Genomic DNA, 11,219 nt, shown 5'->3' with positions numbered 1-11,219 from the left:
AAAAACCATGCACAGCAACGCCCCGCCGTTGAGCCTGACCGTCGTGTGCCCGGCCGACCGTCCCGCGACGACGCTCACCCGCACCGCGAAGTCGACCGTGGTCACCCTCGCCGGGGACCTCGACGCCGCCGACGTACCCCGGCTCCGCCGGCTCGTGTCCGGAGAACTCGGGCTGCGGCCGCCGGCCCTGCTCGTGGACCTGACCGCCGTGCCGTTCTGCTCGGCCCGGTTCTTGAAATTCCTCGCCGAACAGGCCAGCGAAGCCCGCGGCTCCGGGGTGCGGTTCGCGGTGGTCGCGCAGCAGCGGGCAGTGCTGCGTCCGCTGGCGTTGCTGGGCCTCGACCTCCCGGTCGTGGGCTGCCTCGAAGAAGCCGTTCTGAACGCGCGCACGCGGCGCAGAACAGCGTCGCCGCCCTGGCTCCAGCGAACGCGTCCGCTGTGGACTAACCCTCCGTGAACCGGAGCTCACCGAGGTGGCGGATTGCACCACCTGGCCTAGTGGCAGGGCGGACCACAGCGGGTATCCCCACTGCATGAACCGGATCGCCGCCAAGGTCGCCCGAGGAGAAAAGACCGACACCGCCCAGCTGCTCGGCCGGGCGGGAATGGCCTGTTACGCGCTCGTGCACCTCATCCTCGCCTACCTCGCCGTACGGGTCGCCTTCGGCGGCGGCGGGCAGCCCGACCAGAAGGGCGCGCTGCAAGAGGTCGGGTCTACGGCGTTCGGCCAGGTCCTGCTGTGGGTGCTCGCGGCCGGCCTGGTCGCGTTCGGACTGTGGCAGTTCCTGATGGCCGCGACCGGATACACCTGGACCAGCGGCGGGAAACGGACGCGCAAACGGTTCGGCGCCGCGGCGCGAGGAATCGTCGTGCTCGCGATAGGCACCACCGCGTTCCGGCTCGCCGCGGGCGACGGCGGCGGCGGTTCGAGCGATCAGACCCAGCAGGAGTTCACCGCGAAACTGCTCCAGTTGCCCGCCGGCCCGGCACTCGTGGTGATCGCCGCCGCGATCGTGCTCGGCGTCGCCGTCGCCGCCGGGGTCAAAGGCGTGAAGCAGAGTTTCCTCGAAGACCTCGACCTCGCCGGCTTGCCCGGCAAGACCCGCCGCTGGGTCGGGTGGCTGGGCAGCACCGGGTACCTGGCGAAGGCAGTCGTTTTCGCGGTGACCGCGTTCCTGCTGGGCTACGCCGGTTTCCGCTCCGACGCGAAACAGGCGGGCGGCCTGGATGCCAGCCTGAAGACCCTCGCCGCCCAGCCGTTCGGCGCGGTTCTGCTGACGGTGGTGGCGGTCGGCCTCGCCGCGTTCGGCGCTTACTGCCTGGCCGCGGCTTGGGCGCATCGGCGTTGACGCGCCTGCGGTCAGGCGTTGCCCGCAAGCAGGTCCACGACGTCCTCGCCGCGTCCCCGCTCGGCGAACCGTCGCCGTTGCCGGTCCGCGCCGCTGCCCTCGGCGCACAACTGCGCCGTCGCGTCCTGAGCGAACTCCAGGTCCCCGGCTGACTCCAAGGCGGACGAGGTCAGCTCGATCAGATCGGCGAGCACCGCCTTCGCCGGAGCCAAGTCGCCGCTGCGCGGGTGCGGGCAGCAGCCGCTGACCCCGTCCCGCGACGCGCGCCAGAGATGGGCGCGCAGCACCTCGTTCGGCAGGTCCGGCGGGGGATCGTCGTCCGCCAGCGCGGTGGCCACCAGGCCTCGCGCGAGCACGCCGAGCAGGACCGCTTCCTCCGGCGTGGCGGCGACGTCGGCGATGCGGAACTCGATCGTCGGCTGCTTCTCCGAGAGCCGGACGTCCCAGTAGACCATCCCGCGGTCGAGGATCGCGCCCGAGCGCAGCCACGCGTCGACCACGCTCTCGTACTCGTCGAGCGACGCGAACCGCGGCGGCGGCCCCGCTGAGGGCCAGCGGCTCCATTGCTGATAGCGCCAGCTGCGGTAACCGGTGTCGTAACCGTCGGCGATCGCGGAATTCGCGGTCACGGTCAGCAGCGCGGGCAGCCACGGCCGGATCCGCCCGAGCGCCTGGATGCCGGTCTCCTTGTCCGGGATCGCGACGTGCACGTGACAGCCGCAGGTCAGCGACGTCCGCGCGGTGGCGCCGAAATGCTCGCCGATCCGCTCGTACCGCGGATTCGGGGTGACGCCCGGCAAGCCGGCTTCCGACACCGGCGGCGAGGCCGCGGGCAGCAACCGGCAGCCCTGCCGTCGCGCCGCCGCGGCCAAGTCCTCGCGCAACTCGCGCAGCCGCTGCGACGCCTCGTCCCGGGTCCGGCAGACGTCGGTGGCGATCTCGGCCTGCGACTGGATCAGCTCGTGCTGCAACTCGCCGTTGCCGCCGCCCGTTTTCGCCGCGCGGTCGACCACGTCGTCCGCCCGCGCCAGCCGGCCGTCGCGGTCCACGACGAAGAACTCCTCCTCGATGCCGAAGGTCAGCTCGTCGCCGGTCTGCTCGTCCACCGATGTTCTCCTGGGGTCGGGGGCATCGGAATACCCGGACGGCTCCGCGCGCAAACGACGTTTCCCGAGGAAGAAGAGGACTGCGGAGCGCGAAAGCCCAACTTTGTCCACAAAGGACCAGCTCACGCGAGTTTGCCGGTGCCGGCAAGCGAATCCTTCAACGCCCCAGTGGCAGCAGTGAGCGCCTTGGCGGCCGTGGCGACATCAATGTCATCGTCCCACGTGCTCATCACCGCCACCGCGAACGTCCGCGACTCCGTCCGGACCAGCCCCGTCGTGTTCAGCACCCGCCGCCCCTCCGACGTGCCCCAGCCCTGCTTGATCGCCCACACCGTGCCGGGAAACGCCCGCGGAATCCCGAAATGCTGATCAAATCCGTCCGCAGCGTTGAGCGGCGCGCTTTCCAGCGCCTCTGTCAGGAAGTCGCGTTCCTCGTCAGACCGTCCCGAGGTGATGTTCCGGTAGACCGCGACGACATCCTCCGGCGACATCTTCGTCGACCCCCACTGGCCAGGATCGGCAGGCGGAGAAGTGTGCGTCAGCCCCAGCTTCCCGGCCTGCCGCCGGACGATCGCCGGCCCGCCGAGCCGCTGCCAGAACCGGCTGGCGACGCGGTCGTCGCTGGCCGCGAGCATGGCATGGACGGCGTCGGCCTCGCTGTCTTCGGGGACCCCGGACTGGTCGAGGAGATCGAGCGCGATGAGCAGTTTCACCACGGACGCGGTCGGCTGCGGCTGATCGGCTTTCCAGCCGACCTCCACCGCGCACGCGTCCAGGTCGGCGACCTCGATCTCGAGCCGGGGGTCGTTTCCGTTGCTCAGCAAGGCTTTCCGGGCTTCCGCGACGGCTCCGGAGTGCTTGCCCGCCGTCGAGGCCGGGGCCGCTCTGCACGAGGCTTGCCAGTCGGTGCCACCGGAACCGGCGGCCAGGCAGATCGCGGCGGTCAAACCTCCCGCGACGGCGAGCGCGGCGAGCCCCACGAGCATCTTCATCGATGCGCACTCCTTCGGCAACGGTCCGCTTCCGCGGGAAGCGGGAGCGCTCCGAAGGTAGTGAGACCGGGGAAAAGACAGAATCGTCCGAAGAGTCCGTCCATTCAGGCCAGTCGGCGGGCAACCCCGTCCGGGCATCGGCCATCTGGCCGACCCGGGGCGTGCTGACCTGCGACGACTCGACGCCCGAGAACGGCGGCCGAGGGGCACGCGACGCGACGGCGGCGAAAGCCGGAGGACGATCAGGCAACTCCGCCTGCCCGATCAGCCCTTTCGCCGTCGCCGGTTCCGCCGGCGGGTCAATCGGTTTCCGGCTGCTGCCACGCCCTTCCGGCCCGCTGGGCGGCCAGCCGGATCTCGTCGCCGACCTCCTGCCAGTTCTGGTCCGTCGGGTCGTGGTCGCCGATCCACGTGCGGCGCGGCGTCGCGAGCGAGACCCCGGCCTGCTGCGGTTCTTCCGTCATCTGAGTCATGATTCCTCCGTCTCCCGGTGAAGACCAGGCAGGACTACCCCTTCGGGGGCCCCTGAAACGGGTGCGTGTTTGAGATCGGCCCGGCCGGGTAAGCGGGACGCGTGGCCGATCATTCCCGCGCACCAGTGCTCGAGGCGATCCGCCGGTTCCGCGCGTCCGGGCACGTGTCCTTCCTGCCGCCCGGACACAAACAGGGCCGCGGCGCCGACCCCCGGCTGACCGAGATCGTCGGCCGCGACGTGTTCGCCTCGGACGTCATTCTCATGAACGGGCTTGACGACCGGGCGCTCAACCGCGGCGTGCTGAACGAGGCCGAAGACCTGATGGCGGACGCGGTGCACGCGGACCGCGCGTTCTTCTCGACCTGCGGCAGTTCGCTGTCGGTCAAATCGGCGATGCTGTCGGTCGCGGGCCCGGGCGAAGAGCTGCTGATTTCCCGCAACGTGCACAAATCCGTGGTGGCCGGGCTCATCCTCAGCGGCATCCGGCCGGTGTGGGTGTCCCCGCGCTGGGACGCGTCCTTGCACTTCGCCCATCCGCCCGGGCCGGAGGAAACCGAGGCGGCCTTCGCGCAACACCCGGCGGCGAAGGGAATGCTGCTCATCACGCCGACCGATTACGGTTCCTGCGCGGACATCCGCGGCGTCGCGCGGATCTGCCACGAGCGCGGGGCGCCGCTGATCGTCGACGAGGCCTGGGGTGCGCACTTCCCGTTCCACCCGGACCTGCCGGCGTGGGCGATGGACGCGGGAGCCGACCTGTGCGTGACGAGCGTGCACAAAATGGGCGCGGGCCTGGAACAAGGCTCGGTCTACCACCTGCGCGGCGACCTGGTCGACGCCGACGTCCTCGCCATGCGCGCCGACCTCCTCGACACGACCAGCCCGTCGTCGCTGGTCTACGCCGGGCTCGACGGCTGGCGACGGCAAATGGCCGAGCACGGAAAGGGCCTGCTCGACACCGTGCTGCGGCTGGCCGCGGACACCCGGGAACGGCTGGCCGCGATCCCCGGGATCACCGTGCTGGGAGACGCCGAACTGCTCGGCCCCGGCCGGGCGGACGACCGGGACCCGCTGAAAATGCTGATCGACGTGTCCGCACTCGGGTGCTCGGGCTACGACGCCAACCACTGGCTGCGGGAACACCAGCTGGTGGACGTCGGGCTCTCCGACCACCGCCGGATCGCCGCCCAGTTGACCGTCGGCGACGACGAGAGCACCGCCGCCCGGCTGGTCGAGGCGCTGCGAGCACTGTCCGGCCACGCCGGCGAGCTGCCCCGCGCCAAGACGGTGGACCTGCCCGCGCCCGAGGACCTGGAACCCGACCAGGCCATGCTGCCGCGCGACGCGTTCTTCGGGCCGGCCGAACAGGTCCCGGTCGAGGAGGCCGCCGGACGGATCGTCGCCGAGACGATGAGCCCGTACCCGCCAGGCGTTCCGGCCGTGTTCCCCGGCGAGGTGCTGACCCGCCCGGTGCTCGACTACCTGCGAAGCGGAGCGGCCGCGGGCATGTTCCTGCCCGACCCGGTGGATCCGCTGGTGCGCGGCGTGCGGGTCGTCGCCCGCTGAGATTGGCTCCGGCGGACGCGGGTAATCCCGGGCCCATGACGGAATGGGACAACCGGCTGCCCGTCGTGCGCGACCTCGACGAGCTGGTCTCGGCGTTCCGCCGGGCCGGCGAAGACGACCTGTACGTCCGGTGGTCGCGCGGCCCGGACGCGGACCTGTGTTCCGGCGAGGAAAGCCGCGACGGGCTCACCGGGATGCTGCTGCCGGGGCTGTCGGCGAACTCGCTGGCCCGGCAGCCGTGGTGGCGCGGGCGATCGCTGCGGCTGTGGCTGGCCCGGCGCCTGCACGACTACCAGCACCTGCGCGAACGCGGCGGCCCCGGCGTGCGTCCGTGGCTGCTGCGGGGCCGGGAGATCGCGCGGGGGCCGGACAACGAGCCGCTGATCGTGGACGCGGAACCGCTGGCGTGGATCGAGGACGCCGTGCTGCACGAAGCGCTGCGGCTGGTGGACCGGGAAGCCCCTGCCGGCTGGGGCTCCATGGACCGCCAGCCCTGACCCGCCGCCTCGCCGCTCTCGCCGCTTCTGCGGACGGTCCTCACGGACTTCCGCGGGGACTCAGCCGACCGTCGACGCCCGCACGATCAGCTCCGGCTGAAGCCGCTGCGATTCCACGTCCTGCCCCGCGAGCTTGCGCAGCAACGTGCCCAGCGCCCGGCGCCCCATCTCGTGCATCGGCGACCGGATCGTGGTCAGCGGAATGGAGATCGACGCGGCGAGGGGGGTGTCGTTGTAGCCGACCAGGGCGACGTCCTCGGGAATCTGGAGTCCCTTGTCCCGCAAGGACCCCATCGCGCCGATCGCGGCGAAGTCGTTGGTCGCGAAGATCGCGTCCGGATAGGGCTTGCGCGCCAGCAGCTGATCGGCGGCCGCCCGCCCGGCCGCCGCGTCGAATCCGTTGTAGACGATGCGGTGCGCGGGGATTTCGATCCCGGCCTCGGCGAAGCGGTCGACCAGCCCCTGGGTGCGTTCCTGCGCGGTCGAGGCGAAGGGGAGACCGGCGACGATCGCGACGTCCCGGCGGCCGGTCTCCAGCAGATGGTCGGCGATCAAGCGGCCGCCCGCCGGGTCGTCGCAGGTGATCGAGACGTGCTCGCCCAGCCTGCGCGAGGTCAGCACGAACGGGACGCCGGTTTCGGCTAGGCCGTCGAGGAACGTGTCGTCGGAGTGCGCGTCGCCGAAGATCAGCCCGTCCACCCGGCGGTCCAGCATCTGCTGGGTGCGCTGGCGCTGCAGTTCCGGGTTGTCGAGCGAGTTCGTGACGTAGGTCGAGATCCCGGCCTCGGTCGCGGCCTCGTCGATGCCCTCGTAGATCGTCGCGAGCACGAAATCCTGCAGCCGGGGGACCAGCACGCCGATCACGTTCGACCGGGCGGTGCGCAGGCTCGCGGCGTGCGGGTTGCGGCGGTAGCCGTTGCGCTCGGCCGAGTCGAGGATCGCCGCGACCTTTTCCGGCGACGCCCAGCGCTCCGGATGCTCTTCCGCCGGATTGAGCACCCGGGACACCGTGGTCACGCTGACGCCCACGTCCTCGGCGATCATCCGCTGGGTGAAGGGCCGCACGGTCGCGGGCATCTGCCTCCTGTCGTCGGGCCCCAGTATGCCCGGCCCGCGCGGACGTCGCCACAAACGATTGACACAAACGATTGACTCAAACGTTTGTGTAGCTCACACTCAACGCCCATGACGCACATCGTGGTCCTGGCCACCGGAGGCACCATCGCCTCCCGCACGGGTCCCGGCGGCGCCTCGGTCGCCGCCGACGGGGCCGGCGCGCTGCTCGAGGCGGCCGGGCCAGACCCCTCGGTCAAGGTCGAACCGGTCGACGTGCTGCGGGAGAACTCGTTCAACCTGACCCTGGAAGACCTGGCCTCGATCGCCGAAGCGGTCCAGGCCCAGCTGGCCCGTCCCGAGGTGGACGGCATCGTCCTCACCCACGGCACCGACACGATCGAGGAGACGGCGTTCCTGCTGGACCTGGTCCACGCCGACGACCGGCCGGTCGTGCTGACCGGCGCGCAGATCGCGCCCGACCGCGACGGCTCCGACGGTCCCCGGAACCTGCGGCAGGCGATCGGCGTCGCGGCCGCGCCCGAGGCGCGCGGGCTCGGCGTGCTGGTCGCGTTCGCCGGCCAGCTCTTCGCCGCGCGCGGGCTGCGGAAGGCGCACACCCTGCTGCCGCAGCCGTTCGCCGCCCAGTCCGGCGGGCCGATCGGGCAGGTGCTCGACGACGGCCCGCTGCTCACCGCCCGGCCGGCCCGTCCCGAACCGCTTCCGTTGCCCGGCCCCGGGTTCGGCTCGCTCCGCGTCGAAACGCTGACCCTGTCGCCCGGCGCGACCCCGGAACTGCTCGACCACCTCGTCGAGCAGCGGGCGCCCGGGATCGTGCTGGCCGGAACCGGTTCCGGGAACCTCAACCGCGGCTACCTGCGCTCGCTGCGCGCGGCCGTCGACGCCGGCACCGTCGTGGCGCTCTCGAGCCGGGTCCCGTTCGGGCCGGGCGCCGCCATTTACGGCAGCGGCGGAGCGGTCGACGCGATCGCCGCCGGGGCCGTCCCGGCGACCGCGCTCCCGTTCCCGCAGACGCGGATCCTGCTCGCGCTGCTGCTGTCCCGTTTTCCCGCTGACGTCGCCGCCGACCGGCTGCGGCACCGCGCGAACCGTGAGAAAGGAAGCTGAGCATGGCCAAGGAAATTTTCGTCGCCTTCGGCATCGACGTGGACGCCGTCGGCGGCTGGCTCGGGTCGTACGGCGGCGAGGACTCGCCGGGCGACATCTCGCGCGGCATCTTCGCCGGCGAGGTCGGCGTGCCGCGGCTGAACCGGCTGCTCGCCCGCTACGGCCTTCCCGCGACCTGGTTCTGGCCCGGCCACTCGATCGAAACCTTCCCGGAGCAGTTCGAGCAGGTGGTCGCCGCGGGCCACGAGATCGGCCTGCACGGCTACAGCCACGAGAACCCGATCGCGATGACTCGCGCGCAGGAGTCGGAGATCCTCGACTACTGCCTCGAGCTGATCCAGGGGCGCACCGGCACGCGGCCCACCGGGTACGTCGCGCCCTGGTGGGAGTTCTCGCCGGTGACCAACGAGCTGCTGGTCGAACGGAAGATCCGCTACGACCACTCGCTGATGCACCGCGACTTCACGCCGTACTACGTCCGGGTCGGCGACTCCTGGAGCAAGATCGACTACGACCAGCCCGCCTCGACCTGGATGAAACCGCTGGTCCGCGGCGCCGAGACCGACCTGGTCGAGATCCCGGCCAGCTGGTATCTCGACGACCTGCCGCCGATGATGTTCGTCAAGTCCAGCCCGAACAGCCACGGCTTCGTCAACCCGCGCCACCTCGAAGAGATCTGGCGCGACCAGTTCGACTGGGTCTACCGCGAACTCGACTACGCCGTCTTCACCTTCACCGTGCACCCGGACGTGTCCGGCCGTCCGCAGGTGCTGCTGATGCTGGAGCGCCTGATCGAGCACATCAACGGGCACGAGGGCGTCCGCTGGGCGACTTTCGACCAGATCGCGCAGGACTTCCAGGCGCGCTTCCCGCGCACCGCCTGACCCGGCTCACGACAGGAGCACGCAGATGACCACCCCAGCACCCGGGAGCGGGCTGCCCGCCGTCTCGGTCAAGGAGACCAGACGGGCGACCAAGATCGCCTTTTTCGCCTGGGCCGTAGCGGTCTACGACTTCATCATGTTCGGCACGCTGCTGCCGCGGATCTCCGACAGTTTCCACTGGGACGCGAGTTTCGCGCTGCTGGTGTCCACTTTGGTCAGCGTCGGCACCTTCGTCGTGGTGCTGGCGGTCGGCCCGCTGGTCGACCGGCTCGGCAGGCGCAAGGGCATGATCATTTCGGTCGGCGGCACCGCGTTGTCCTCCGCCGCGACGGCCGCGACCGCGGGCGCCGCGAGCCTCGTCGGCGTCCGCGGGATCAGCGGTCTCGGGCTCGCCGAGCAGTCGGTGAACGCGACCTACCTCAACGAGCTGTACGCACTGACCGAGGACCGCAAGATCAAGCGGCATCAGGGTTTCGTCTATGCGATCGTGCAGACCGGCTGGCCGCTGGGCGCGCTGCTGGCGGCCGCGTTCGTCGGCCTGATCACCGCGGTCTTCGGCCCCGGCAGCTGGCGGATCGCGTTCCTGCTGGCGACCGTCCCGGCGTTCGTGGTGGCGCTGCTGTGCCTGCGGCTGAAGGAAAGCCCGCAGTTCGTGGCCCAGCAGACCCTGCGGCGGCTGCGCAAGGAGGGCCGCGGCGACGAGGCGTCGGCCTTCGCCGCGCGAGCAGGGCTCGAAGAGCAGCACGCGGCTCCGTTCAAGCGGATCTTCTCCGGCAAGCACCTGCGCAACACGATCATGCTGTCGCTGGCCTGGCTGGTGAACTGGTTCGGCATCCAGACCTTCTCGGTGCTCGGCACCACGGTGCTGGAATCGGGCAAGCACATCTCGGCGGGCAACGCGCTGGTGCTGGTCGTGGTGTCGAACCTGGTGGGCGCGCTCGGCTACCTCACGCACGGCTGGCTGGGCGACCGCTTCGGCCGCAAGAAGGTGATCGTGACCGGCTGGCTGCTGGCGGGCGTCTTCTTCGCCGCGATGCTGGTGGGCCCGGAGAACCCGGCCTACGTGCTGGTCACGTACATGCTGGGGCTGTTCTTCCTGCTCGGCCCGTACGCCGCGATCATGTTCTTCCAGGCCGAGTGCTACGACACCGATTGCCGCGCGACCGGCAGCACCTTCATCGGCGCGATGAGCCAGCCCGGCGCGATCGTCGGCGGCCTGATCCTGACCGGACTGGTCGCGGACGCGATGTCGTTCTCCACCGCCGCCCTGCTGGTCGGCGCGCTCGGCACGTTCGCGTCCGGCCTGATCATGCTGGGCGCCAAGACAGTGACTCCCGACGCCGGGGCCGCGGTGCGCCCGGCCGAGACGAAAGCGGAAGCGGCATGACAGCGGTTTCGGTCATCAGCGGCGCGGCGTCCGGCATCGGCCGGGCCGCCGCGGTCCGGCTGGCAGCCCGCGGCGACCAGGTCGTGATCGGCAGTTTCCCCGGAGACCCGCACGATCCGGAGGAGACGCTGGCCGGGGTGGAAAAAGCGGGCGGCACCGGGCTGATCGCCGAACTGGACGTCAGCGAGACCGCGTCGGCGCAAGCCTTCGTCGCCGCGGCACTGGAGGCGTTCGGACGGGTCGACCACGTGATCGCCAACGCCGGAATCCTTCGCCGCGCCGCCTTCGACGGGATGACGGACGACCAGTGGGACGAAGTCCTGCAAGTCGACCTCCACGGCGTGATGCGGCTGGCCCGGGCGGCGACTCCGCACCTGGGCGAGGGCGGCTCGATCGTCGCCATTTCGTCGATCGCCGGCGGCGTGTACGGCTGGGCGGAGCACGCGCACTACGCCACCGCGAAGGCGGGCGTGCTCGGCTTGATCCGCAGCCTCGCGGTCGAACTCGGCCCGCGCGGAATCCGCGCGAACGCGATCGTCCCCGGCTTGATCGAGACGCCGCAGTCCTTGGACGCGGCCAATTCGCTTGGCCCTGAAGGACTCCGGCGGGCAGGCGCGACGATCCCGTGCGGCCGGGTCGGCAGGCCGGAGGAGATCGCCGGCGTGATCGAGTTCCTCAGCTCGGCCGCGGCCTCGTATGTCAGCGGCCAGGCGATCACGGTGGACGGCGCCCTCACTGTCGCGATGCGGGATTGAGCCCGTGCTCGCTCGCGCACCAACGAA

Annotated in this window: 12 protein-coding genes; 8 read left to right on the top strand and 4 right to left on the bottom strand. The window is 71.0% G+C overall.

Annotated features, from left to right (window positions below; genetic code table 11):
• Positions 1 to 7: 7 nt before the first annotated feature.
• Together L3Q65_RS18785 and L3Q65_RS18780 are read left to right on the top strand one after the other, a co-directional pair.
• Positions 8 to 457, top strand: a complete 450-nt coding sequence (locus L3Q65_RS18785) for an STAS domain-containing protein (protein ID WP_237600420.1) — start codon at positions 8 to 10, stop codon at positions 455 to 457.
• A 76-nt stretch (positions 458 to 533) separates the two neighbouring features.
• Positions 534 to 1,349 (top strand): DUF1206 domain-containing protein, encoded by an 816-nt coding sequence (locus L3Q65_RS18780; protein ID WP_237600419.1) that lies wholly within the window; start codon positions 534 to 536, stop codon positions 1,347 to 1,349.
• An 11-nt stretch (positions 1,350 to 1,360) separates the two neighbouring features.
• Here L3Q65_RS18780 and L3Q65_RS18775 read toward each other — a convergent pair whose 3' ends face one another.
• The 3 genes from L3Q65_RS18775 to L3Q65_RS18765 all read right to left on the bottom strand — a co-directional run bounded on the left by L3Q65_RS18775 (position 1,361) and on the right by L3Q65_RS18765 (position 3,920).
• Entirely contained in the window at positions 1,361 to 2,455 is a 1,095-nt protein-coding gene (locus L3Q65_RS18775; protein WP_237600418.1) for a glutamate--cysteine ligase, read from the bottom strand.
• 122 nt (positions 2,456 to 2,577) lie between these two features.
• The gene (locus L3Q65_RS18770) at positions 2,578 to 3,447 is read right to left on the bottom strand and encodes a serine hydrolase (protein ID WP_182893111.1); all 870 of its coding nucleotides are present in this window, start codon (positions 3,445 to 3,447) and stop codon (positions 2,578 to 2,580) included.
• 299 nt (positions 3,448 to 3,746) lie between these two features.
• The gene (locus tag L3Q65_RS18765; RefSeq protein ID WP_182893110.1) at positions 3,747 to 3,920 is read right to left on the bottom strand and encodes a hypothetical protein; all 174 of its coding nucleotides are present in this window, start codon (positions 3,918 to 3,920) and stop codon (positions 3,747 to 3,749) included.
• A 101-nt stretch (positions 3,921 to 4,021) separates the two neighbouring features.
• Between L3Q65_RS18765 and L3Q65_RS18760 the strand changes: the two genes are divergently transcribed.
• Entirely contained in the window at positions 4,022 to 5,488 is a 1,467-nt protein-coding gene (locus tag L3Q65_RS18760; RefSeq protein ID WP_182893109.1) for an aminotransferase class I/II-fold pyridoxal phosphate-dependent enzyme, read from the top strand.
• A gap of 35 nt (positions 5,489 to 5,523) precedes the next feature.
• The gene (locus tag L3Q65_RS18755) at positions 5,524 to 5,985 is read left to right on the top strand and encodes a DUF6098 family protein (protein ID WP_237600417.1); all 462 of its coding nucleotides are present in this window, start codon (positions 5,524 to 5,526) and stop codon (positions 5,983 to 5,985) included.
• Positions 5,986 to 6,045: 60 nt separating this feature from the next.
• Here the strand turns inward: L3Q65_RS18755 and L3Q65_RS18750 are convergent, their stop codons facing one another.
• On the bottom strand, positions 6,046 to 7,062 hold the full coding sequence (locus L3Q65_RS18750) for a LacI family DNA-binding transcriptional regulator (RefSeq protein WP_220507743.1): 1,017 nt from the start codon (positions 7,060 to 7,062) through the stop codon (positions 6,046 to 6,048).
• Positions 7,063 to 7,170: 108 nt separating this feature from the next.
• On the opposite strand from L3Q65_RS18750, the gene L3Q65_RS18745 reads away from it, so the two are divergent.
• From L3Q65_RS18745 to L3Q65_RS18730, 4 genes are read left to right on the top strand one after another with little or no spacing between them, the layout of a single operon-like run.
• Positions 7,171 to 8,166: an asparaginase gene (locus L3Q65_RS18745; protein ID WP_237600416.1), complete on the top strand. Its 996-nt coding sequence runs from the start codon at positions 7,171 to 7,173 to the stop codon at positions 8,164 to 8,166.
• Positions 8,167 to 8,168: 2 nt separating this feature from the next.
• Positions 8,169 to 9,050 carry a polysaccharide deacetylase gene (locus L3Q65_RS18740; protein ID WP_182893106.1) on the top strand — a complete coding sequence of 294 codons (882 nt, stop codon included), beginning with the start codon at positions 8,169 to 8,171 and terminating at the stop codon, positions 9,048 to 9,050.
• Between the two features lie 25 nt (positions 9,051 to 9,075).
• Complete coding sequence (locus L3Q65_RS18735; RefSeq protein ID WP_237600415.1) at positions 9,076 to 10,437, top strand: MFS transporter; 1,362 nt, start codon at positions 9,076 to 9,078, stop codon at positions 10,435 to 10,437.
• Positions 10,434 to 11,192, top strand: a complete 759-nt coding sequence (locus tag L3Q65_RS18730; protein WP_182893104.1) for an SDR family NAD(P)-dependent oxidoreductase — start codon at positions 10,434 to 10,436, stop codon at positions 11,190 to 11,192. Before L3Q65_RS18735 ends, L3Q65_RS18730 begins: the two co-directional genes overlap by 4 nt.
• Positions 11,193 to 11,219 lie beyond the last annotated feature (27 nt).

Origin of the sequence: Amycolatopsis sp. FU40 (assembly GCF_021903635.1) — a bacterium.
GTDB lineage: Bacteria > Actinomycetota > Actinomycetes > Mycobacteriales > Pseudonocardiaceae > Amycolatopsis > Amycolatopsis dendrobii.
The sequence above is the reverse complement of the archived record's forward strand: the minus strand, read 5'-3'. Positions and strand labels throughout refer to the sequence as shown.